The 21534-nt window shown below is 75.1% G+C and carries 24 protein-coding genes, 1 pseudogene and 1 riboswitch; of the genes and pseudogenes, 10 read left to right on the top strand and 15 right to left on the bottom strand.

Annotation, left to right across the window (positions count from 1 at the left end; genetic code table 11):
• Nucleotides 1–4 precede the first annotated feature (4 nt).
• A pseudogene (locus ABZ945_RS28290) lies at nt 5–205 on the bottom strand (hypothetical protein); the annotation flags it as partial.
• 27 nt (nt 206–232) lie between these two features.
• Nucleotides 233–670, bottom strand: coding sequence for a cupin domain-containing protein (locus ABZ945_RS28285; RefSeq protein ID WP_361275076.1), 438 nt, complete (start codon nt 668–670; stop codon nt 233–235).
• A gap of 53 nt (nt 671–723) precedes the next feature.
• Here ABZ945_RS28285 and ABZ945_RS28280 point away from each other — a divergent pair, with 53 nt between their 5' ends.
• The 5 genes from ABZ945_RS28280 (at nt 724) to ABZ945_RS28260 (ending at nt 5275) form a co-directional block, all read left to right on the top strand.
• Complete coding sequence (locus ABZ945_RS28280) at nt 724–1815, top strand: helix-turn-helix domain-containing protein (RefSeq protein ID WP_361275073.1); 1092 nt, start codon at nt 724–726, stop codon at nt 1813–1815.
• Between the two features lie 5 nt (nt 1816–1820).
• Nucleotides 1821–2660: an NAD(P)H-binding protein gene (locus tag ABZ945_RS28275; RefSeq protein WP_361275071.1), complete on the top strand. Its 840-nt coding sequence runs from the start codon at nt 1821–1823 to the stop codon at nt 2658–2660.
• Nucleotides 2661–2700: 40 nt separating this feature from the next.
• A complete protein-coding gene (locus ABZ945_RS28270) occupies nt 2701–3696 on the top strand; it encodes an AraC family transcriptional regulator (protein ID WP_361275069.1) in 996 nt (331 codons plus the stop codon).
• Nucleotides 3697–3780: 84 nt separating this feature from the next.
• Nucleotides 3781–4347 carry an anthrone oxygenase family protein gene (locus tag ABZ945_RS28265; RefSeq protein WP_361275066.1) on the top strand — a complete coding sequence of 189 codons (567 nt, stop codon included), beginning with the start codon at nt 3781–3783 and terminating at the stop codon, nt 4345–4347.
• Nucleotides 4348–4540: 193 nt separating this feature from the next.
• Nucleotides 4541–5275 (top strand): NAD(P)-binding domain-containing protein, encoded by a 735-nt coding sequence (locus ABZ945_RS28260; RefSeq protein WP_361275064.1) that lies wholly within the window; start codon nt 4541–4543, stop codon nt 5273–5275.
• A 37-nt stretch (nt 5276–5312) separates the two neighbouring features.
• Here the strand turns inward: ABZ945_RS28260 and ABZ945_RS28255 are convergent, their stop codons facing one another.
• Nucleotides 5313–5936, bottom strand: coding sequence for a LysE/ArgO family amino acid transporter (locus tag ABZ945_RS28255; RefSeq protein ID WP_361275062.1), 624 nt, complete (start codon nt 5934–5936; stop codon nt 5313–5315).
• Between the two features lie 66 nt (nt 5937–6002).
• Here ABZ945_RS28255 and ABZ945_RS28250 point away from each other — a divergent pair, with 66 nt between their 5' ends.
• A complete protein-coding gene (locus tag ABZ945_RS28250; RefSeq protein ID WP_361275059.1) occupies nt 6003–6920 on the top strand; it encodes a LysR family transcriptional regulator ArgP in 918 nt (305 codons plus the stop codon).
• A 32-nt stretch (nt 6921–6952) separates the two neighbouring features.
• Here ABZ945_RS28250 and ABZ945_RS28245 read toward each other — a convergent pair whose 3' ends face one another.
• Nucleotides 6953–7816, bottom strand: a complete 864-nt coding sequence (locus tag ABZ945_RS28245) for an isocitrate lyase/PEP mutase family protein (RefSeq protein ID WP_361275056.1) — start codon at nt 7814–7816, stop codon at nt 6953–6955.
• Between the two features lie 206 nt (nt 7817–8022).
• Here ABZ945_RS28245 and ABZ945_RS28240 point away from each other — a divergent pair, with 206 nt between their 5' ends.
• Together ABZ945_RS28240 and ABZ945_RS28235 are read left to right on the top strand one after the other, a co-directional pair.
• The gene (locus ABZ945_RS28240; RefSeq protein WP_361275053.1) at nt 8023–8385 is read left to right on the top strand and encodes an MmcQ/YjbR family DNA-binding protein; all 363 of its coding nucleotides are present in this window, start codon (nt 8023–8025) and stop codon (nt 8383–8385) included.
• 89 nt (nt 8386–8474) lie between these two features.
• Complete coding sequence (locus ABZ945_RS28235) at nt 8475–9650, top strand: hypothetical protein (RefSeq protein WP_361275050.1); 1176 nt, start codon at nt 8475–8477, stop codon at nt 9648–9650.
• A gap of 61 nt (nt 9651–9711) precedes the next feature.
• Here the strand turns inward: ABZ945_RS28235 and ABZ945_RS28230 are convergent, their stop codons facing one another.
• The 8 genes from ABZ945_RS28230 to dhaK form a co-directional block, all read right to left on the bottom strand.
• Nucleotides 9712–10746, bottom strand: a complete 1035-nt coding sequence (locus ABZ945_RS28230; RefSeq protein ID WP_361275047.1) for a hypothetical protein — start codon at nt 10744–10746, stop codon at nt 9712–9714.
• A 143-nt stretch (nt 10747–10889) separates the two neighbouring features.
• Nucleotides 10890–11750: an ATP-binding cassette domain-containing protein gene (locus tag ABZ945_RS28225; RefSeq protein WP_361275044.1), complete on the bottom strand. Its 861-nt coding sequence runs from the start codon at nt 11748–11750 to the stop codon at nt 10890–10892.
• On the bottom strand, nt 11747–12496 hold the full coding sequence (gene cbiQ / locus ABZ945_RS28220; protein WP_361275042.1) for a cobalt ECF transporter T component CbiQ: 750 nt from the start codon (nt 12494–12496) through the stop codon (nt 11747–11749). Before cbiQ ends, ABZ945_RS28225 begins: the two co-directional genes overlap by 4 nt.
• A 4-nt stretch (nt 12497–12500) precedes the next feature.
• Nucleotides 12501–12887, bottom strand: coding sequence for an energy-coupling factor ABC transporter substrate-binding protein (locus tag ABZ945_RS28215; RefSeq protein WP_361275040.1), 387 nt, complete (start codon nt 12885–12887; stop codon nt 12501–12503).
• Nucleotides 12884–13609 carry an energy-coupling factor ABC transporter permease gene (locus tag ABZ945_RS28210; protein ID WP_361275037.1) on the bottom strand — a complete coding sequence of 242 codons (726 nt, stop codon included), beginning with the start codon at nt 13607–13609 and terminating at the stop codon, nt 12884–12886. Before ABZ945_RS28210 ends, ABZ945_RS28215 begins: the two co-directional genes overlap by 4 nt.
• A gap of 28 nt (nt 13610–13637) precedes the next feature.
• Nucleotides 13638–13873: riboswitch (cobalamin riboswitch) on the bottom strand.
• A gap of 52 nt (nt 13874–13925) precedes the next feature.
• A complete protein-coding gene (locus ABZ945_RS28205) occupies nt 13926–14336 on the bottom strand; it encodes a PTS fructose transporter subunit IIA (RefSeq protein ID WP_361275034.1) in 411 nt (136 codons plus the stop codon).
• Nucleotides 14333–14977 carry a dihydroxyacetone kinase subunit DhaL gene (gene dhaL / locus ABZ945_RS28200; protein WP_361275131.1) on the bottom strand — a complete coding sequence of 215 codons (645 nt, stop codon included), beginning with the start codon at nt 14975–14977 and terminating at the stop codon, nt 14333–14335. Before dhaL ends, ABZ945_RS28205 begins: the two co-directional genes overlap by 4 nt.
• Before the next feature lie 5 nt (nt 14978–14982).
• Nucleotides 14983–15975, bottom strand: a complete 993-nt coding sequence (gene dhaK / locus ABZ945_RS28195) for a dihydroxyacetone kinase subunit DhaK (protein WP_361275032.1) — start codon at nt 15973–15975, stop codon at nt 14983–14985.
• A 288-nt stretch (nt 15976–16263) separates the two neighbouring features.
• Here dhaK and ABZ945_RS28190 point away from each other — a divergent pair, with 288 nt between their 5' ends.
• The gene (locus ABZ945_RS28190) at nt 16264–17313 is read left to right on the top strand and encodes an alpha/beta hydrolase (protein ID WP_361275029.1); all 1050 of its coding nucleotides are present in this window, start codon (nt 16264–16266) and stop codon (nt 17311–17313) included.
• Between the two features lie 98 nt (nt 17314–17411).
• Nucleotides 17412–17867 carry an SRPBCC family protein gene (locus tag ABZ945_RS28185; RefSeq protein WP_361275026.1) on the top strand — a complete coding sequence of 152 codons (456 nt, stop codon included), beginning with the start codon at nt 17412–17414 and terminating at the stop codon, nt 17865–17867.
• 9 nt (nt 17868–17876) lie between these two features.
• Here the strand turns inward: ABZ945_RS28185 and ABZ945_RS28180 are convergent, their stop codons facing one another.
• The 3 genes from ABZ945_RS28180 to ABZ945_RS28170 form a co-directional block, all read right to left on the bottom strand.
• Complete coding sequence (locus ABZ945_RS28180; protein ID WP_361275023.1) at nt 17877–18800, bottom strand: RNA polymerase sigma-70 factor; 924 nt, start codon at nt 18798–18800, stop codon at nt 17877–17879.
• A gap of 131 nt (nt 18801–18931) precedes the next feature.
• The gene (locus tag ABZ945_RS28175; protein ID WP_361275020.1) at nt 18932–19963 is read right to left on the bottom strand and encodes an NEW3 domain-containing protein; all 1032 of its coding nucleotides are present in this window, start codon (nt 19961–19963) and stop codon (nt 18932–18934) included.
• Nucleotides 19964–20005: 42 nt separating this feature from the next.
• On the bottom strand, nt 20006–21439 hold the full coding sequence (locus ABZ945_RS28170; protein WP_361275129.1) for a Gfo/Idh/MocA family oxidoreductase: 1434 nt from the start codon (nt 21437–21439) through the stop codon (nt 20006–20008).
• Between the last annotated feature and the right edge of the window lie 95 nt (nt 21440–21534).

Raw genomic sequence — 21534 nt, 5'->3', positions numbered from 1 at the left:
GCGATCATGTGCTGCCCAGCCGGTCGTCCAGGTCGCCGAACCGCGGACGGGTCATCCGCCTGCCCGCCCCGGGCCGGGCAGGCGGGGCCGGTCGGGCGAGCCGGCGGTCGTGCGCCCGGCTGGGCAGCAGCAGCAGCGCGGGCGAGGCGCCCACCAGCGCGCAGAACATGTCCCACTGGGTGTCCCACTCGTCCCCCTGGGTGGCATGTCCAGGCCTCCTCAGTCTCGGCGCTCAGCCGTCCAGGGCGTGCCCGGTGGTCGCGTCGACATGGTCCGGAACCTCGCCATGGCGATCGCCCACGGTCAGGGTGCCGCTCGGCTCGAACATCAGGATCGCCGCACCCGCCGGGGAGTACGGCCGGTGCTCGACGCCCCGGGGGACGGTGAACACCTCCCCCCTGGCCAGCCGCACCGTGCGCTCCTCGTCCGCGGCCGACCGGCGCAGGGCGATATGCAGCTCTCCCTCCAGTACGAGGAAGAACTCGTCGGTGTGGTCGTGCGCGTGCCAGACGTGCTCACCGGCCACCTTGGCGACCCGCACGTCGTAGTCGTTGACCCGGGTGACGATCCGCGGGCTCCACAACGCGTCGAAGGAGGCGAGTGCCCGCTCCAGGGCGATCGGTCCACCGGTTGCCGGAGCCAAGGCGTTCACGGGGTTCGCAGAGTCCATGGGCGCCATCCTGGCCCGTTGATCCACCTCCGCGGCAGTGCTAGAAATCGCCTATGGCGAAAGGATCCTCGCAAGCACCCCGTACCACCGCGCCCGGCTCACGGGACGTCCACCGGGTGGTGGTGATCGTGGACGAGAACTCCAACCCCTTCGAACTCGGCTGCGCCACCGAGGTGTTCGGTCTCAGCCGGCCCGAGCTCGGCCGGGAGCTGTACGCGTTCACCCTCTGCTCGCCCGAGCCGCGCACCCTGATGCGGGACGGCTTCTTCACCCTCACCGGGGTCCGCGACCTGTCGGCGGCCGACACCGCCGACACCCTGATCGTCCCCAACCGGCCCGACACCGAGGTGCCGCGCCGCCCGGCCGTGCTCGACGCGGTGCGCCGGGCGCACGCCCGAGGGGCCCGGCTGCTCGGCTTCTGCAGCGGCGCCTTCACCCTGGCCGAGGCGGGGGTGCTGGACGGCCGCCGGGCCACCGCGCACTGGCAGTGGGCGGACGACTTCCGCGCCCGCTTCCCGGCGGTGCGCCTGGAGCCGGATGTGCTGTTCGTCGACGACGGCGACATCCTCACCGCCGCCGGCAGCGCGGCCGCCCTCGACCTGGGGCTGCATGTGGTGCGCCGGGACCATGGCGCGGAGGTCGCAGCCGCGGTCAGCCGGCGCCTGGTGTTCGCCGCCTATCGGGACGGCGGGCAGCGCCAGTTCGTCGAGCGTCCGGTACCGAGGGCGCCCGACCGGTCCCTCGCCCCGCTGCTGGAGTGGGTGGCCGGGCAGCTGGAGGCCCCGCACACGGTGGCCGGCCTCGCGGCCCGGGCCGCCGTCAGCCCGGCGACTCTGCACCGCCGCTTCCGTGCGGAGCTCGGCACCACCCCGCTGGCCTGGCTGACCACCCAGCGGCTCGCCCTGGCCTGCCGGCTGATCGAGCGGGGCGAGCAGCGGCCGGAGGTCGTCGCCCGGCGCAGCGGACTGGGCACCGCCGCCAACCTCCGCTCGCTGATGCGCCGCGAGACCGGACTGACGCCCTCCCAGTACCGGCGCCGCTTCGGCCCGCCGTCCGGTCTGCCGGACGCCGCAGGGGGTGAGACGCAGACGCATGGCGTCGAGCGCCACGACCATGGCCCGTCTCGCCCCGCGCCGGTTGACTAAGGGCCATGAACACCACCGAGAACACCCGCCCCACCAGCACCGGCACCACCCTCCTCATCGGGGGCAACGGCAAGACCGGCCGCCGGGTCGCCGACCGGCTCAGCGCCCAGGGGCTCCCGGTACGCATCGGCTCCCGCTCGGCCGCCACCCCCTTCGTCTGGGAGTCCCCGGAGACCTGGGACGCCGCCCTGGACGGTGTCTCGGCCGTCTATGTCACCTACCACCCCGACCTCTCCTTCCCCGGTGCCGCGGAGGCCATCGGCGCCTTCTCCCAGGCCGCCGTCGCCCGGGGCGCGACCCGGCTGGTGCTGCTCTCCGGCCGCGGCGAGGAGGGCGCCGTCCGCAGCGAGGACGCGCTCAAGGACTCCGGCGCCGACTGGACCGTGGTCCGCGCCAACTGGTTCAGCCAGAACTTCAGCGAGAGCTTCCTGCTGGAGCCGGTCCTCGCCGGGGAGCTGGTGCTGCCGGTCGCCGACGCCCGGGAGCCGTTCGTGGACGCCGACGACATCGCCGATGTGGTCACCGCCGCCCTGCTGGACGACCGGCACACCGGCCGGACCTACGAGCTGTCCGGGCCCCGGCTGCTGGACTTCCACGAGGTGGCCGCGGAAATCTCCGAGGCGGCCGGCCGCCGGATCACCTACACTCCGGTCGGCGTCGAGGAGTACCGGGCGATGCTCGAACAGCACGGCGTGCCGCAAGAGTTCGCCGACCTCTTCGGACTGATCCTGGACGGCCGCAACGCCAGCACGGTGCGCGGTGTGGAGGAGGTGCTCGGCCGGCCGCCGAGGGACTTCGCCGACTACGCCCGCGAGACCGCCGCCACCGGGGTGTGGAAGGTCTGACAGCGGCCGACCATGGCCCCCTCACCCACCGGAGACGACCATGGACGCGCTCACCGCCCTGCTGGACGGCCCCAAGGCACGCGGCGCCCTTCTGCTGAAGGCCGTCCTCACCCCGCCCTGGGCCGTCCGCATCGAGGACCGCGCCCCGATCTCCGTGCTCACCATGGTCCACCAGGAAGCCTGGATCATCCCGGACTGCGGCGCGCCCGTGCTGATCCGGCCCGGTGACGTGGCGCTGCTGCGCGGGCCCGACCCGTACACGATCGCCGACCGGCCGGACACCCCGGTCGGGATCGTCGTCGGACCCGATCAGCGGTGCGGCACCACCGGGGGCGCGGACCTCACCGAGGCGCTGTGCCGGGGCGTACGCACCTGGGGCGACACCCCGGGGCCCGACTCGGCCGTCATGCTCAGCGGCACCTACCAGGCCCCGAGCGAGGTCGGCCGCCGGCTGCTCGACGCCCTGCCCGCGCTGGTGGTACGGCCCCGCGCCCTGAACCGCAGTCCGCTGGTGGCGCTGCTCGCCGAGGAGGTCGGCCGGGACGAGCCGGGGCAGGAACTGGTCCTGGACCGGCTGCTGGACCTGCTCTTCGTCGGGGTGCTGCGGCACTGGCTGGCCGACCCCACGGCGGGCTGCCCGGCCTGGCACCGCGCCCAGAGCGACCCGGTCGTCGGCCCGGCACTGGAGCTGCTGCACCAGTACCCCTGCCGGGCCTGGACCGTGGCCTCGCTGGCGGACGCGGTGGGCGTCTCCCGGGCCGCCCTGGCCCGCCGGTTCGGCGCGGTGGTGGGGGAGCCGCCGATGACCTACCTGGCCGGCTGGCGGCTCACCCTCGCCGCCGACCTGCTCCGCGAACCCGGCGCCACCGTGGCCGCGGTGGCCCGCCGGGTCGGCTACGGCAGCGCCTTCGCCCTCTCCACCGCCTTCAAGCGGGTACGCGGGGTCAGCCCGCAGCAGTACCGCGCGGGCCTGGAGGGCAGGACGCGGCCCGCGCCCGTACCCGCCCCTCCGCGCACCCTGGTCCTCGGCGGCTGACCGCCGGGCCCTCTCCTGCCCTTCCTTCTCCCGTCCGGGATCCCGACCCACCGACCCACCGACCGCTCGTAGAAAGGCGTTTCCATGAGGGAGCCCATAGGCGGGGCCACTGCGCACCCGGGCCCGGAGGCGGCCGCGCCGCGAGGGGACCGGTGGACCGGCCCTCTGCTGCTGGCCGCCACCGTCGCCATGGGGCTGATGGCCGGTCTGTTCTTCGCCTTCGACGTGTCGGTGATGCCCGGACTGGACCGCCTGCCGGACCGCCGGTACGCCGAGGCGATGCAGCGGTTCAACGAGGCGATCGACGGAAACGGCCTGTTCGCCCTGGTCTTCCTCGGCGCCCTGGCGGCGACCGCCGCCGCGGCCGTCCTCGCCCATCGGGCCGGCCGGCGCCCCACCGCCCGCTGGGCCGCCGCGGCCGCCGTGCTCTATCTGGCCGTGCTGGTCCTCACCTTCGCGGTGAACATCCCGCTCAACAACGAACTCGCCGCGCTCGGCGACCCGGCCAAGGCCGCCGACCTGTCGGTGGTGGCCGACTTCCGGGGCCGCTGGGAGGCCGTCAACATCGGCCGCACCCTGCTGTGCACCGCCGCCCTCGGCGGCCTGGCGCACGCCCTGCGCCTCCACGCCCGCGCTCCGCGGCCCCGCTGACGGCCGGGGCGCCGGATCGAGGCGGAGACCGACGAGTCGGCGGCTGACCGGGCCGCGCCCCGCCGGGCGGGTCCAGCACGACCACGGGCGGTGCTGCTGGGTCAGCGCCGCCCTCAGGGAGCCCGCGGGGCAGACGATCCGGCGTACGGGACCGAGCGGGGAATAGCCCGAGGCCGGCCCGGGCTGTGCGGGTATGAGCACTCTCGGACTGATCGGCAGCGGACATATTGGCTCCACCCTCGCCCGGCTCGGCGTCACCGCCGGACTGGACGTCGTCCTCAGCAACTCCCGGGGGCCGGGGACGCTGGCGGAGCTGGTGGCGGAACTGGGCCCGCGGGCCCGGGCCGCCGACACGGCGGAGGCGGCCGCCGCCGGGGACTGGGTGGTGGTCACCGTGCCGCTTGGGAACTACCGGCGGATCCCCGTGGAGCCACTGGCCGGCAAGGTCGTCCTCGACACCGGAAACTACTACCCCGAGCGGGACGGCCGGATCGCCGAACTGGACGCCGAGGAGACCACCACCAGCGAACTCCTCCAGCGGCACCTGCCCGGCGCCAAGGTCGTGAAGGCCTTCAACTCCATCTACTACGCCAACCTGGCCGCCCTGGCCCGCCCCTCCGGCGCCGCCGACCGCTCGGCCCTGCCGATCGCCGGGGACGACCCCGGGGCGAGGGCGGCGGCGGTCAGGCTGCTGGATCTGCTCGGATACGACGCGGTCGACACCGGGCCGCTCGCCGACAGTTGGCGCTTCCAGCGGTACACACCCGCCTATGTCGCCCCCTATGCCCGCGACCCGCGGGGCGGCGCCGCGGCCACCGCCGGGGGCTCCGTCTCGCCGGATGATCCCGGCGCCCCCCTCGGCGCGGACTCCCTGCGCGCCCTCCTGGCCCAGGCGCGGCGTCCCACGGGAGCCGCCGACCGGGGCTGACCCCGGGTCACCGCTCCCGGCTCCCTCCCTCCGGCGCTCAGGCCCCGGCCAGCAGCATCCCGCCCATGGCCAGCATGGTCGCGGCGACCACACCGTCCAGGACCCGCCAGGCGTTCGGCCGGGAGAGCAGCCCGGTCAGCAGCCGGGAGCCGTAGCCGAGCCCGGCGAACCAGAGCAGACTGGCGAGCGCGGCGCCCACCCCGAACACCCAGCGCCCGGTGCCGTGGTCGGACGCCACCGAGCCGAGCAGCAGCACGGTGTCCAGGTAGACATGGGGGTTGAGCCAGGTCAGCGCGAGCGCGGTGAGCACGGCGGCGCGCGCCGAACCGGTCGCGGCGCCCCCCGCGTCCAGGCCCTCGCCGGTGGCCGGGCGCAGGGCGCGCCGCGCGGCCAGCACCCCGTATCCCAGCAGGAACAGCCCGCCCGCCACGCCGACCGCCGTCAGCGCCGCCGGCCAGGCGGTGACCACGGCACCGACCCCGGCCACGCCGAGTGCGATGAGCACCGCGTCCGAGACGGCGCAGATCCCGACCACCCAGAGCACCGCCTGCCGGTGCACTCCCTGGCGCAGCACGAACGCGTTCTGCGCGCCGATGGCGACGATGAGGGAGAGGCCGGTGCCGAAGCCGGCCAGGGCGGTGGTGAAGGTGCCGTAGGTCATGGGAAGACCGTAGGAAGCCCGCACCCCATCAGTACAGCTAAAGATTCTTACGTACCCTTAGCGGATGTGACGGAAGAACTTCCCCTGGACCAGGTCAGGACCCTGCTCGCGGTGGTAGACGAGGGCACCTTCGACGCGGCCGCCGCGGCCCTGCAGGTGACCCCCTCGGCGGTGAGCCAGCGCGTCAAGGCGCTGGAGCAGCGCACCGGCCGGGTGCTGCTGATGCGGACCAAACCGGTGCGGCCCACCGCCTCCGGGGAGGTCGTGGTCCGCTACGCGCGCCAGCTGGCCCGGCTGGAACGGGACGCCCGCGAGGAGTTGGGCATCGACGACGGGCAGGGACCGGCCCGGCTGCCCATCGCGGTGAACGCCGACTCGCTGGCCACCTGGTTCCTGCCGGTGCTCACCAGGGTGGGCCAGGACCCGCCGGTCTGCTTCGAGCTGCACCGCGAGGACGAGGCGCACACCACGGCGCTGCTGCGGGAGGGGCAGGTGATGGCCGCGGTGACCTCCTCGCCCGAGCCGGTCGCCGGCTGCACGGTGCGCCGGCTGGGACTGTTCCGCTACCTCCCGGTGGCCGGCCCCGCGCTGAGGGCCGACTACCCGGACGGCACGGCCCTGGAGACCCTGGTGCGCCAGGCCCCGGTGATCGTCTTCGACCGCCGGGACGACCTCCAGGACGCCTTTGTGCGCTCCCTGACCGGGGGAGCGGCGGAGGCGGGCCGGGTACGCCACCAGGTGCCCACCTCGGAGGGGTTCCTGTACGCGGTGGCGGCCGGCCTCGGCTGGGGGCTGGTACCGGAGGTGCAGGCGCGGCCGCTGCTGGAGCGGGGCGAGCTGGTGCTGCTGGCAGGGGGGCGGCCGCTGGACGTCCCGCTCTTCTGGCAGCAGTGGAAGCTGGACTCACCGGCGCTGGCCGCGGTCGCCCGCGAGGTCGCCCGGGCCGCGGCGGAGGCGCTGCGGTCCCCGGCGGACGGCCGCTGACTCCCCGAATGCCGCCGCTGTCCCCGGCGGGGTCAGGCCGGCGGCGCCGTGCGGTGGCGGCCGCCGAGGTTGGCCTCCAGCAACGCCGTGGCCTCGCGCACCCCGACCGCCCCGCCGCCCTCGCCGCCGGGCTCCGGCAGCCGGCCGTCCGAGGCCTTCAGCTCCCTGAGCGCGCCCTCGATCGCCTGGTGCGCGGCGAAGAGGCACGGCGTGCTGTAGATGGCCACATCCACCCCCAGCTCCGTCAGCTCGGTCAGCGACAGCCGAGGCGACTTGCCGCCGCCGATCTGGTTGAACAGCAGCGGGGTGTCCGCGACCACCTCCCGGACCCGCCGGATCGCCGCCACGCTGCGGACCCCGTCCACCAGGACGACATCCGCCCCGCTCTTGGCCAGCGCCGCGGCGCGCCGCAGGATCTCCTCCTCCTCGACGGCGTCGGTACGGGCCACCACGACCAGTTCCTCCCGGCTGTCCAGCACCCGGTGCAGCTTGTCCAGGTACGCGTCCAGCGGCAGGATCCGCTTGCCGTCCGCGTGGCCGCACCGGCGCGGCCGCTCCTGGTCCTCCAGGATCACCCCGGAGGCACCCGCCCGCTCCAGCCGGCGCACCACATGGCAGGCCACCTCCGGATCCGCGTAGCCGTCGTCGATGTCCACCAGCAGATGCTGCGCCGGGAAGGCCGACCGCAGCCGCTCGGCGAAGGCCACGATGTCGGGCCAGGCGATGAAGCCGATGTCCGGAAGCCCGTAGTACGAGGCGGCGAACCCGAACCCGGAGAGGAAGAAGCCGTCGTAGTGCCGGGCCGCGAGCGACGCGGAGTACATGTCGTGGATACCGATCAGCGGTGTGGTGCCGGCGTCCGCGATCGCGTCGCGCAGCCTGTGCCCAGGGCCCATCGTCCCTCCAGGGGAAACGAGGCGGCCGCCGCGAGCGAGCGGACGGCCGCCGGAGCAGGTCGTCGGTGACCCAGCGTGTCAGGACGGGCCTTTTCCGCCCAAAACCCGCTCACCCGTTGGCATCAGCGAAAACCGGACAGCCGGGGTCGGGGGGCCGGGACCGGGGCCGCCCCTCGTTGTCAGTGGCGCTGGCTACGGTGGTGGTCATGATCGATGCCGAGGACGTCCGCCGTACCGCCCTGTCCTTCCCCGAGACGGTGGAGAAGGAGGCCTGGCGCATGCCCACCTTCCGGGTGGCCGGGAAGATGTACATCACCCTCCCCGACGACCAGACCTCGTTCGCGGTCCGCTGCCCCCGGTACGAGCGGAGCGAACTCATCGCCGCCGAACCGGAGAAGTTCTGGGTGCCGCCGCACGAGGCGGGTTCCGCCTGGGTCCGGGTCCGGCTGGCCGCCCTGGAGGACCTGGCCGAACTGCGGGACATCCTGGTGGACTCCTGGCGCCAGGCCGCGCCGGACCGGCTGGCCGAGCTCCATCCCGAGCTGCGCCCGGGCGCGGCCGCCGGCTGACCGGGGGAGCGGCACTGCCGGGACCCGCCGGCCGGGCCGGCGCAGGCGCTTCGCTAGGGTCGGGGAGCGCTCGGGAGGGGGAGAGGCGCGTGACCACAGAGGTGACCGAGGATCCGGCCGACGCGCAGCGGCGGCCCGACACGCGGGGGGCCGGGTTCCTCCGCACCCTGCGGCGCCACCGGCTGCCCGCCGCGCTCGCCGCGGCCGCGGTACTGGCCGCCGCGGTGGCCCTGCCGATGCTGTTCGACGGCGAAGACGAGCCGCCCTGCCGGACGCTGCCCGCCACCACCAGGGCGCTTGCCGGCGACCCGGCCGCGGCCACCCGGGCGCTCGACCCCGGTGACGACCTCGCCCGGCTTGGCACCGTACGGAAGGTGCTGGCCGTGGAGCGGCCGTGCGCGGACGGCGCCCGGGTGCTCGGCCGGATCGTGCGGGCCGCCACCGGCTCCGACCGGCCCGGCGAGCCGCACACCGTGGAGCAGGCCCGCGTCGCCTACGCGGTGGTCGCCGTCCTCGGCGAGGCCGGGGTCCCGGCCGGGCTGGCCCCCGACACGGCCCGGATGCTGGCCGCGTACAGCGTGGACACGGCCCGGGGTACCCACGGCGGCGCGAGCCGCGACGACCGGGCCACGGCCCCCGCCGCAGCACCCGAGCCCGCCCCGCCGGCCTGGCTCGGCAGTCTGCGCTCCCCCGGGGAGGCGCACGCCCTGTTCGCGTACCGGACCGAAGAGGCCGACGTCCGGGTGCCGTCCCTGATCGCCGAACTGACCCGCGACCCGGAGGCGTTCGCCGTCCTCTACGACGCCGAGCGCGCCTACTTCGCCCACTATCTGGAACGGCTCACGGACGAGGGCACCGACACCCGGCACCGCTACGGCTCCGACCGGCCCGACGCCGCTGCCGGGGCCGAGTGGGAGCTGAGGCAGACGGCCGAGCACGTCGGAGATCTGATGAAGTACCGGGCCCGCCACTACCGGGATGGCACTGTGCCCGACCTGGGGGCCTTCGACGCGGCGGTCCGCCGGCACACCCGCGGTGCCTTCGCCGCCGCCCCCCGGCGGGCGACGTCCCATCCGCCGATGGGCGCCATAGCCGGCCGGCCCGCCACCGGACCGCTGCGCGGCGACTGGACCGACGGCCGGCATCAGCTGCTCGCCGTCCTCGATCGCTGGACGGAGGACCGGGGCATACCGGCGGCCCGCGCCGGCGCGCTGCGCCAACTGGTGGACGACGGCTATGTCCAGGGCCTGTGGCTCCGGGAATGAGGCCGCCCGCCGGAAACCCGCCCTTGGCCCTCCGGGGACTCGCCCCCAGGGACCCGTCCGCTCAGCGTCCGCCCCGGAAGGTGAACCGCGGGTCCGAGCAGCCGTGCCGGTCGGCCTGGTCCTTCGCGAACGCGGTGAGCAGCCGCCGCTGCTCCTCCTCGCCGGGCTTCGGCACGCCCAGCGGGGCGTGAGCGGTCAACGCGAAGTTGGCGGCCTCCCCGTCGCAGCGGGCGGTGGCGGTCATGCTCTTGCGCTTCCCGCGCTCGTGCAGCAGCCGGTTGCCCCAGTCGCCGTAGTAGGCGTCCACCTCCACCCGCACCTGGTCCGCCGGGTCGTCCCCGACGCGGGACAGGGCGCAGTGCACCGCGGGCGCGGTGTCCGAGCCGCCCCCGGAGGGCCGCCAGCCGCCCCCGGCCGGTGCGGCCTTCACGGCCCGGTCGCACACGGTGCCCGGGACGGGCTCCGGCTCCTCGTCCGGGTCGTCGTCCCGGTCGCCCGGCAACGCGTCGGCCGGCGGTTCGGGCAGCGGGTCGGCGCCGCAGCCCAGTCGGCGCGAGGCGGCGTCGGCGAGCCCGACGGCGGTCCGCAGGCCCGCCCCGGGGACTCCGGTGAGCAGTTCGCGGCCCAGCGTGGTCCGCACCAGCAGCCGGCCCGGCCGCCCCGCGTCGTCCCGGTCCAGGTCGGGGCAGCGCATCAGCAGCACGACCCGGCCGTTCTCGTCCACGAAACCGGGCAGCCCACCGGGCAGCGGGTCCCGCGACCCGTGCCCGTACTCGGAGAACTCGCCCCTCAGCTCCCGGTCGCGGTCGTCCCGCCGGGTGTACGCCTCCATGAACACGGCGGTGCGGTCCCGCTCCCCGCTCTCGTCCGCCATCGTCAGCAGACAGGAGTACGAGCCCAGGTCGTCCCCGGGGGAGGACTTCTCCTCCAGCAGCCGCCGGCCGTCGGGCACCAGGCGGTCCATCGCGTCCGGGTCCAGCGCGCCGTCGCAGGCCTCGCGGACCAGCATCCAGTCACGGGCGTACGGCTCGGCGACATAACCGGCCACCCCCAGCACCACCGCCCCGGCCACCACGGCCTTCACCCAGCGACGCACCGTGCCCCCGTCCCCGTACCCGCCCGTCCGGCCGCGCCCCCGGCAACCGGCCGCGGCCCCCGCGGCCCTCCCGGCCGCCGCCCGCCGACTCTACCGACCGCCGCCCCCGGCCCCCGGCCCGCCCCCGCAGCCGGAGGGCGGACTCAGGAGTCCCGTACGGCCGCCGCCGCCCACTCCTCCAGCTCCTCCGGGGTACGCGGCCCGGCGGTGCCCTCGGCCAGCAGTCCGCGCTCGCGCAGCACCGCCGCCACCGCCATGCCCCAGGGCCGCCGCAGCCCCGCGGCGGCCAGCAGCTCCCGGTCGCCGAGCAGCTCCGCCACCGGTCCGGTGCGCGGCCCCGCCGGGGTGAGCACCGCCGCCTCGTCCGCCCAGCGCAGCGCCAGGTCCACATCGTGGGTGGCCATCAGCACCGTGGTGCCCGAGGCGCGCAGCCGGTCCAGGGTCGCCAGCAGCCGCTCCTGGCCGTGCGGGTCGAGCCCGGCCGTCGGCTCGTCCAGGATCAGCACCCGGGGCCGCATGGCCACCGCGCCGGCGATCGCCGCGCGCTTGCGCTGCCCGTAGGAGAGCAGATGGGTGGGCCGGTCCGCGAGCGCCGTGATGTCCAGCGCCTCCAGGGCCTCGGCCACCCGGCCGCGTACCTCGGACTCGGCCAGCCCCAGGTTCATCGGCCCGAAGGAGACGTCCTGGGCGACCGAGGCGGCGAACAGCTGGTCGTCCGGGTCCTGCACCACCAGCTGCACCGTGGTGCGCAGCCGCACCAGCCCGGCCCGGTCGTACGCCACCTCCTCGCCGGCCAGCCGCAGCAGCCCCCGGTCCGGGCGCAGCCCGCCGCTGAGCAGCCGCAGCATGGTGGTCTTCCCGCTGCCGTTGCGGCCCAGCAGCGCCACCGCCCGGCCCTCGGCGACCGCGAAGTCCACCCCGCCGAGCACCGCGGGCCCCTCGTCGTAGGCGTACCCGGCGCCCACCAGCTCCACGACGGGCAGCCCGCCCGCGACGGACGTCATGACAGAAGACCTTTCAGTACGAGAGTGGCGGTCACCAGGGCGGCCAGCAGCGCGGCCGTGGCGGCCAGGAAGCGCCGGGAGAGGGCCGCCTCGGGCACCAGGACCCGCAGGGTGCCGTCGTACCCCCGGCCGGCCAGCCCCTCCTGGAGCCGCGCCGCCCGGTCGAAGGAGCGGACGAAGGCGATGGCGCCGAGTCCGGCCAGCGACCGCCAGGCCGCGGCCCGGCTCGCCTGCCCCAGCCGGGCCGCCTGCGCCTGGCGCACCTTGGCCACCGTGTCCAGCAGCAGGAAGCCGATCCGGTACATCACCAGGGCCACGTCCACGACCGGCGCCGGCACCCCGGCCCGTACCAACCGCGGCAGCACATCCGACACGGGCGTGGTGAACGCGAACAGCAGCACCCCCAGGGACGCCGCCGAGGTGCGCAGCAGCAGCTGCCCGGCGTGCAGCGGGCCGTCCGGGGCGAGCGACACCGCTCCGGCGCCGCCGCCCACCTGGAACAGCAGCGGGATCGCGCCCGTCACACAGAAGCCCAGCGGGAGGCGGAACGCCCGCCACAGCAGCCGGGGCGCCACCCCGGCCGGGCCGAGCAGCACCGCCAGGGTCGCGGCGCCGACCAGCGGGGCCCCCGGCCAGGCCGGCAGGCACACCGCGCTGAGCGTCAGACCGAAGCCCAGAACCGCCTTCTCCACCGGGTGGCGGCGGCGCCAGCGGCCGGCGTGCGCCGCCGCGTCGATCGGCAGCACCCGGTTACCCGGCAGCCCCGGTGTCCCGGGCCGCACCCGGGCCCGGGTCGGCGGCGGCCGCCGCACCCCCGGTGCCCTCGGCGGCGAGCGCCCGCGCCTCGCCCTGGCGGCGGCCGCGGCGCAGCCCGAAGTAGTACGCCAGGACACCCGCGCCCAGCGCCGCCTGGAGCGCGAACAGCGCCGACTCGACCTCGCCCGACGGCGGCTCGTACAGCGGGCTGAACCAGGGCTCGTAGTCCGGCTTCAGCTCGGTGATCGCCGTCTCGGCCTGCGCGTCGGCGCCGGCGAACGGCTCCTCCTTGTGGTCCCCGAGGCCCAGCGCCAGCGGGAGCACGGCGAGCGCCGCCACCACCAGCAGCAGCAGGGTGTTGATCTTCGCGTTGCGGCTCATCGCGCGGCCGCCTCCTTCTCCTCACCCGAGGCGCCGGCCTTGCCCGCGCCCTTGCCGGTCACCTTCGACAGCACACCGAGCCGCAGCAGTTCGCCCTTGCTGGACTGCGTCAGCAGCCGCATCACCAGCACGGTGAGCAGGCCCTCGCTGACCGCCAGCGGGATCTGGGTGAGCGCGAAGATGGAGCCGAACTTGGCCAGTGCCCCGGCGAAGCCGGTGCCCGGGTCGGGGAAGGCGAGCGCCAGCTGCACGCTGGTGACGCAGTAGGTGGACAGGTCGGCGACGAACGCGCCGAAGAAGACCGCCACCATCAGCGGCGCCCCGAAGCGGCGCAGCAGCCAGTAGGTGCCGAACCCGGCCCACGGTCCGACGATCGCCATCGAGAAGACGTTGGCGCCGAGCGTGGTCAGCCCGCCGTGTGCCAGCAGCAGCGCCTGGAACAGCAGGGTGATGGTGCCGAGCACCGCCATGATCGGTGGCCGGAACAGGATGGCGCCCAGCCCCGTACCGGTCGGATGGGAGCAACTGCCCGTCACCGACGGTATCTTGAGGGCGGACAGCACGAAGGTGAACGCCCCGGACGCACCCAGCAGGAGCGTCGACTCCGGGTTGCTCCGGACCTCGCGGGTCAGGGCGCGCACTCCGTGCACGACAAACGGAGCGGACGCGACGGCCCAGGCAGCCGCGTGCGCGGGGGGCAGATACCCCTCGGCTATATGCATGGTCGGGAGACCCTCTCCAGCACCTCGTGGATGGACAACGCGCCCTGGCCGGTCTCCTGGCTGACGGGTCATGCCGCCTCGGCTCCGCCTTCCCGGACGTGGCGGTCTCCCGCGGCGGTCCAGTGGCTTCCCGGAGGGGTTCCCCCGAGGGTGGAGCCGGACTTCCCGATCACAGTGGCGAGGGCCGCACCGGTACCGCACCGGATTTCCCGTACACCAAGGCGGTGTGACCCTAGTGCGTTGACCAGGTACATCACAACCCGCGTACCGGTGCTTCCGCCATCCCGCCGGGGTGGCGGAGGGCCACCCATGGGGGTCACTTCTTCCGGTAGCCGTACGCCTCCGCGGCCGCCGCCTCCACCGCGTCCAGGTCGCCGCCGGCCGCCGCCGTGACCACCGCCGCCACCGCCCCCTCCACGAACGGCGCGTCCACCAGCCGCGTGCCGTCGGGGAGTTCGTCGTCGGCCAGCAGGGCCTTGACCGTGAGCACCGCGCTGCCGAGGTCGGCCAGCACGGCCACCCCCGCCCCGCCGTCCACCGAGACGGCCGCCGCCGCGATCAGCTCCGTACTGGTGCCGAACCCGCCGCCCGGCAGCCCACCCGCGGGCGCCAGCGGGGTGCCCGCCCCGCCCGCCAGCCCGCGCGCCAGATCCGCGACCGACCCCGCGACCTCGGCGCTGTGCGACACCAGCACGATGCCGACCCGTCCCTCGACCCCGCCGCTCATCCCCGTCGCCCCTCTCCCTGGTCCGCTTCACCGGCCGCCTCCGCCAGCGCGGCCAGCAGCAGCGCCGCCGAGGTCGCCCCCGGGTCCTGATGGCCCTCGCTGCGCTCACCGAGATAGCTGGCCCGGCCCTTGCGCGCCCGCATCGGCACGGTCTCCGCCGCGCCCCGCGCCGCCGCCTCGGCGGCCGCCGCGTACGCCCCCGGCCCGTCCGCCGCCTGGGCCAGCGCGGCGACCGCCGGCTCCAGGGCGTCCAGCATCGTCTTGTCCCCGGCCTTCGCCCCGCCGAGCTGCCCGACCGCCGCGACCCCCGCGCCCAGCGCCTCCGCCAGCTGCCCGGGACCGACCTCCGCCGCTTCCCCGAGCGCCTTGCCGGTGCGGCGCAGCAGCGTGCCGTACAGCGGACCCGAGGCCCCGCCCACCGTGGAGATCAGCTGCCGCCCGGCCAGCGTCAGCACCGCACCCGGCGACTCGGGGGCGTCCTTCGCCAGCTCCGCCGCCACTGCGGTGAACCCCCGCTGGAGGTTCGCCCCGTGGTCGGCGTCCCCGATCGCCGCGTCCAGCTCCGTGAGCTGCCCGGCCTCCCGCTCCACCGCCGCCGCGGCGGCCGCCATCCACCGCCGGAAGGCGTCCGTGTCCAGCACCGCGCTCACCGTCCCCACCGCAGCGCCGGGGTGGACACCGGCGCGTCCCACAGCCGCAGCAGCTCCTCGTCGGCCCGGCACAGCGTCACCGAGCAGCCCGCCATGTCCAGCGAGGTGACGTAGTTGCCGGTCAGCGTGCGGGCCACCGGCACCCCGCGCTCGCCCAGCACCCGGTGCACCTCGGCGGTGAACCCGTACAACTCCAGCAGCGGGGTGGCGCCCATCCCGTTGACCAGCACCAGCACCGGTCCGCCCGGTGGCAGGTCCTCCAGCACCGCCTCCACCGCGAGGTCCGCGATCTCCCCGGAGGTCATCATCGGGCGGCGCTCCCGGCCCGGCTCGCCGTGGATGCCGATGCCCAGCTCCAGCTCCCCGGTCGGCAGGTCGAACGAGGGGCTGCCCTTGGCCGGGGTGGTCACCGAGCTCAGCGCCACCCCGAAGCTGCGCGAGCTCGCGTTGACCTGCCGCCCGATCGCCTCCACCCGCTCCAGCGGCGCCCCCTCCTCGGCCGCCGCCCCGGCGATCTTCTCCACGAACAGCGTCGCCCCGGTGCCGCGCCGCCCCGCGGTGTAGAGGCTGTCGCGGACGGCCACATCGTCGTCCACCAGCACCTTGGCGACCTGGATGCCCTCGTCCTCGGCCAGCTCGGCCGCCATGTCGAAGTTGAGCACGTCGCCCGTGTAGTTCTTCACCACGAACAGCACGCCCCGCCCGCTGTCCACGGCCGCTGCGGCCCGGACCATCTGGTCCGGCACCGGGCTGGTGAAGACCTCGCCCGGGCAGGCCGCCGCCAGCATCCCCGGCCCGACGAACCCGGAGTGCAGCGGCTCGTGCCCGCTGCCCCCGCCCGACACCAGCGCCACCCGCCCCTCCACCGGCGCGTCCCGCCGGACCACCAGCCGGTTCTCCACATCGACGGTCAGCTCGGGATGGGCGGCCGCGATCCCCCGCAGGGCGTCGGCGACCACGGTCTCCGGAACGTTGATCAGCATCTTCAACGGTGTCTCCTCGCCACGTCAGCCGCGCGGAATCCTCAAGTCTTCTCCGAAGGCGAGCCGGACCGCGGCGGACCCTCGCCCGTGCCGCCGCCCTTCATCATCCGCCATGGGCCCCCGGACCGCACGTGCCCACCCCGCGGCCCCGCCGGTCCGTGTTCCCGGTGACCTCCTCGCCCCGATGCCGCCGAGGCGGCACCGGCCCGGGACCGCTTTGCCGGTTCGGCAAGTTGCCGTGCCGACGTGTGGCGGAGGCGGCAAGGCTGGGCGCGTCCGAGACAAGGAGCCCCGATGAGCCCACCGACCCATCTGCCCACCGCGGCACGGCCGTCGCCGCGCCGCCTGCCGCACTCCGCGCACCCGGCGGCGGCCCTGGTGCTCGCCCTGCTGCTGATGCTCGCCGGCGCGGCCTGCTCCCCGCCGCCGGCGGGCGACGAGGTGCCCGCCCACGCCGCCGCCACCCATGACGACCCCCGGTTCGCCACGACCTTTCGGCACGAGTTCGCCGAGGTGGACGGCGTCCGAATGCACTATGTGACCGGCGGCAGCGGCCCGCCCGTGGTGCTGATCCACGGCTGGCCGCAGACCTGGTACGGCTGGTGGCCGATCATGCCGGAACTCGCCGAGCATCACACGGTCTATGCCGTCGACCTCCCCGGACTGGGGGACAGCACCGGCACACCGACCGGCTACGACAAGGCCACGCTGGCGCGGTACGTCCACACGCTGGTCGCCGAGCGCCTCGGGGTGGACGAGGCCGCCGTCATCGGGCACGACTTCGGCGCCGCGGTGGCCTTCCAGTACGCCAGCCGGTTCCCCGGCGACACCGCCCGCCTCGGCTACCTCGACCTGCCACTGCCCGGGCCCGCGATCGACGCACCCACCTACCGCGCACTGAGCTGGCATATCGCCTTCCACTCCCAGCGGCGGATCCCCGAGGCGGTCGTCGGCGACGACGTCCGCGCGTATCTGGCGCTGTTCTACCCCCAGGTCGCCTTCCGCGGCACGGCGTTCGGCGGCACCTCCGACCGCTCCCCGTTCACCGGCGCCGAGATCGACGAGTACGCCCGTACCTACCGCCGGCCCGCGGCCCTGGCGGGCGGCTTCGCGCTCTACCGCGCGCTCGACCAGGACGTCCGGGACACCGTGGCGGCGGCACCGGTCCGGGATCCGGTCCTGCTGATGACCGCTCAGGGGCAACTTGACGCCATCCGGTCCACCGCGGCCCCGCGGATGCCCCGTATCGAGCGGGCGGTGGACGTACCGAACGCCGGGCACTGGCTGGTCGAGGAGAACCCCCGGTTCGTCACCGCCGAACTGCTGCGTTTCCTCAAGGGGTGACCGCGCCACCGGAGCGATGGGTGACCGCTGCCGCCCGGAGCGCGTCTCCCTGGGCGAGGACGCCGCCTTCCTGCCCACCCGAAAGAGAGCCCGCCATCGTGCACACCTACGACATCACCGTGACCACCACCGCCTCGCCGGAGACCGTCTGGAGACTGCTGGTCGACGCCGCGAGCTGGCCACTGTGGTCCAGGGTGGACAGCCTGGACGCGGCCCGGTCGGTCGGCCTGGACCCGGGCGGTGACGACGGCGTCGGTGCCGTGCGGGCCTTCCGGACGGGACGCACCGTGACGGGGGAGCGGCTGACGGAGAAGGTCGAGCCACGCCTCCTGGCCTACGAGGACGCCTTCAACCCGTCGATGCGCGACTACCGCGCGCGTATCGAGCTGACGCCGGCCCCGGGCTCCGGCACGGTTATCCACTGGTACGGCACGTACCGGACGGGCCGGCTGACGGGCCTCTTCCTGCCGCGCTACCTGCGGACATTCATGCGGGGCATGGCGGAGGGGCTGGCCCGCCACGCCGAGGAGCAGCAGGGCGGGCCGACCCGGTGACCCCGGTCGTCAGCGGCCCACGGGGGTCTCCCGTGCCACCCGTGACAGCTTGTCGGGGTTGCGCACCGCATAGACCCCGGTGACCCGGTCGTCCTCGATCCGGACCGCCACCACACTGTCGATCTCCCCGTCGAGGCGGACGATCAGCGCCGGGCAGCCGTTGATCTGCGCCGGCTCCAGCGACACCTCCTCGTCCGTCTTGCGCAGCACCCCGGCCAGCCAGCGGACCACCTTGTCCGGCCCCACCAGCGGGCGCAGCGCGGCCTGGCGGAGCCCGCCGCCGTCGGTCAGCGCCACCACGTCCGGCGCCAGGATGTCGAACAGGCCTTGCAGGTCGCCGGTCTCCACCGCCTGCCGGAACGCCCCGAGCACGGCCCGGGTCTCTGCCGGGGAGACGGCGGCGCGCGGCCGGCGCGCGGCGACATGGCCGCGCGCCCGGTGGGCGATCTGGCGGACGGCCACCGGGCTCTTGCCGACGGCCTCGGCGATCTCCTCGTAGCCGAGGGCGAACACCTCGCGCAGCACGAACACCGCCCGCTCGGTCGGCGGCAGGGTCTCCAGGACCAGCAGCATCGCCATCGACAGGCTCTCGGCCAGCTCGACGTCCTCGGCCACGTCCGGCGCCGTCAGCAGCGGCTCCGGCAGCCACGGCCCCACATACGACTCCTTGCGCCGGGCGAGGGTACGGAGCCGGGTGAGGGCCTGGCGGGTGGTGATCCGGATCAGATAGGCGCGCGGTTCGCGCACCTCCGCGAAGTCCACCTCCGACCAGCGCAGCCAGGTCTCCTGCAGGACGTCCTCCGCGTCGGCCGCCGAGCCCAGGATCTCGTAGGCCACCGTGAACAGCAGACTGCGGTGGGCGACGAACGCCTCGGTGGCGGGGTCCGCACGGCCGCCCCCGTCCGCCGTGCCACCCGCTGCTTCCTGGTCCATGACCGCCGCCTCCCGACTCCTCGACCCGGACGTGTCCACCCACAGGACGCCCCGCCCCGCCGGGCTGTGACACCCGGGCGGTGTGAGCCGGATCATGCCACCAGCGGGGCGGGGCCTGCGGTGGTGCGCCGCTACGGGGCGATCGCCAGGTCGAAGAGGCGGACGGCGCCGTTGGCGGGCAGGACGACCAGCTCGACCCGCTTGGCCGGGTCCAGCTCCACGGAGTGGGCGAAGACGCGGTACGCGATCCCGGCGTTGCCGTAGCCGTCGGGGCGGTTGCGTCCGTCGGTGGACGCCACCAGGGCCGCCCCGTGCGCGGTGGCCTCCTGGAAGGACCAGTTGGGGAAGCCGATGGCCCCGCTGGTGCTGGTGCCGTCGGTGTAGATCACCGTGGCCGTCCCGGTGGCGCCCAGGCCCACTCCGGAGCCCAGGAACACCAGCCGCTTCCCCTGGCCGCTCAGTTGGACGGCCTGCCCTTTGGCGGAGGCGTTGTTCCTCGCACCGGGTGCGGCGGCCGGCCAGGTGAGCGAAGCGCCCAGCGCGGTGACCGGCGCTCCGGGCGTCAGCCCCGCCGCGGCCAGCTTCTGCGTCGAGAAGCTGTTGCCCTCGCCGTCGAAGTCGCCGGGGGCGGTGTCTCCCTCGTCGGTGGCGCCCACATTGTCGTACGCGTCGGAGAGCCGGGCCAGCACCGGCCCGGAGCGCTCCACCCGGCTGCCGGTCGCGCTGCCCCGGCCGTCGCCGCCCCGGTAGGTGGCGGTGGCGGTGAAGGTCCGCAGGGTGAACCCGGGCCGGCGCTCCGGGACGTGGATCCGGAAGGCCGCGGTGGCCGAGGCGCCCGGCCGCACCGCTCCCGGCACCGCTGTCACCGAGGGCTGGACGGCCCAGCCGGCCGGGCCCCGGAAGGAGACCTTGAGCCCGCGCATCCGGTCCGGGCCGGTGTTGGTGACGGTGACCTCCACCTCGGAGACGGCCGGGCCGTCCAGGTCGACGGCCGAGACCGCCACCCGGGTGGGCTCGGCGGCCCGCGCGGGCGAGTGCGCCGCACCGGCGGCCGACGGGGCCGCGGTCGCGGCGCCGACCGGTGCGGTCAGCGCCACCACCGCCATGGCCAGCGCGGCCACGGCTCTTCGGGACGTACGCGGGAACATCGGCGACAGCGACATCGGCTACTCACTCCTCGGTACGGGAAGGCAGGGGGGACGGGGTCAGACCGGGGGCATCTCGGTGGCCCGGGAGTCCAGCCCGGGCCGCAGGTTCACCCAGGAGCCCCGGGTGAAGTCGGGCACCGCGACCGGCCGGCCGTTCCGCTCCAGGGACTCGACGCTCAGCGGCACCGGCGCGCACCACGCGGCCGAGTCGTACACGTCGATGTCCGGCACCAGGCCCGCGCGCATCAGCTGGACGGTGCGCCACTGAAGGACGTAGTCCATCCCGCCGTGGCCGCCGCCCTCCGCCTCCTCGGCGAGCTTGCGCCACAGCCAGTGGTCGAACTCCTTGCGGTACGGGGCGAAGTCCCGCCAGGAGTGGCCCGAGTGGTCCGGCTCGAAGTACACCCGGGCCCCGGTCGGGGAGGTCCCCGCGTAGTCCTCGAAGATGCCCCGGCTGCCGGCCAGGGTGTTGATCCGGCTGTACGGGCGGGGCGAGCTGACGTCGTGCTCGGCGCGGATCACCCGGCCGTTGGCCGTCTCGATCATGCAGGTGACCAGGTCGCCGTTGACATAGGTCTCGTTCCAGGAGGGGTGCCCCCTGGGCACGAACCGCTCGCGGTAGTCGGCGAGCCCCTTGGGCGCGGTGGCGGTCGCGCTGAGCGTCGTCAGCCGGTCGCCCCGGTTGATGTCCATCGCCGCGGCGATCGGCGCCAGCCCGTGCATCGCGTAGAACGAGGCGGTGGAACGGGTGTGCCAGCGGCGGCGCCAGGCGTCGGTGTAGTAGGTGTCGGAGAACAGCAGTTCGCGCAGGTCGTGCAGATAGCCGCCGTGCCCGTTGGTGACCTCGCCGAACACGCCCTCGTGCGCCATCTTCAGCATCGCCAGCTCGTTGCGCCCGTAGTTGCAGTTCTCGGCGAGCATCAGATGGCGGCGGGTGCGCTCGGAGGTGTCCACCAGGTCCCACAGCTCGTCCAGCTCGGTGGCGATGGGCAGTTCGACGATGACATGCTTGCCCGCGAGCAGCGACGCGCGGCCCTGGGCGTGGTGGAACTCCCAGGGTGTGGCGATGTAGACGAGGTCGATGTCGTCCCGGCGCAGCATCCGGGTGTACGCGTCGGCGGAGCCGCCGTACTCGGCGGGGCGGGGCCGGCCGGCCGTGACCAGGGCGTCGGCCACCCGCTTGGCGCGGTCGGCGCGGATGTCGCAGACGGCGGTGACCCGGCAGCCCGGGACGGCGGCCCAGCCGGGGGCCATGCCGGCGCCCCGGTTGCCCAGCCCGATCACCGCGACCCGGACCGTCCGGTGCGGGGCGTACGCCACATTGATCATGGACTTCTGGCCGGGGCGGCGCCGCGGGGCCGCGGCCGCGGTGGCGGCGGTGGGGGAGGCGGCGGCCGCCGGGGCGGCGGCCGCCATACCGAGGGCGAGCGCACCTCCGGCGAGCGCACCGCCCAGGACCGAACGCCGCTGGACAGCCGGGAGTTCAGGTATCACGAATCGCTCCAGACGTGGTGGGGGAGGACCGCTGGCGCGCATGACTGTGTCGGAGCTGACAAGTTCGTGTCAATAGTTGATTCAGAAGGTGC

The sequence above is a fragment of the Streptomyces sp. NPDC046887 genome (assembly GCF_040644755.1).
GTDB classification, from domain to species: domain Bacteria; phylum Actinomycetota; class Actinomycetes; order Streptomycetales; family Streptomycetaceae; genus Streptomyces; species Streptomyces lichenis.
This window is presented reverse-complemented; position numbering and strand designations above follow the sequence as displayed.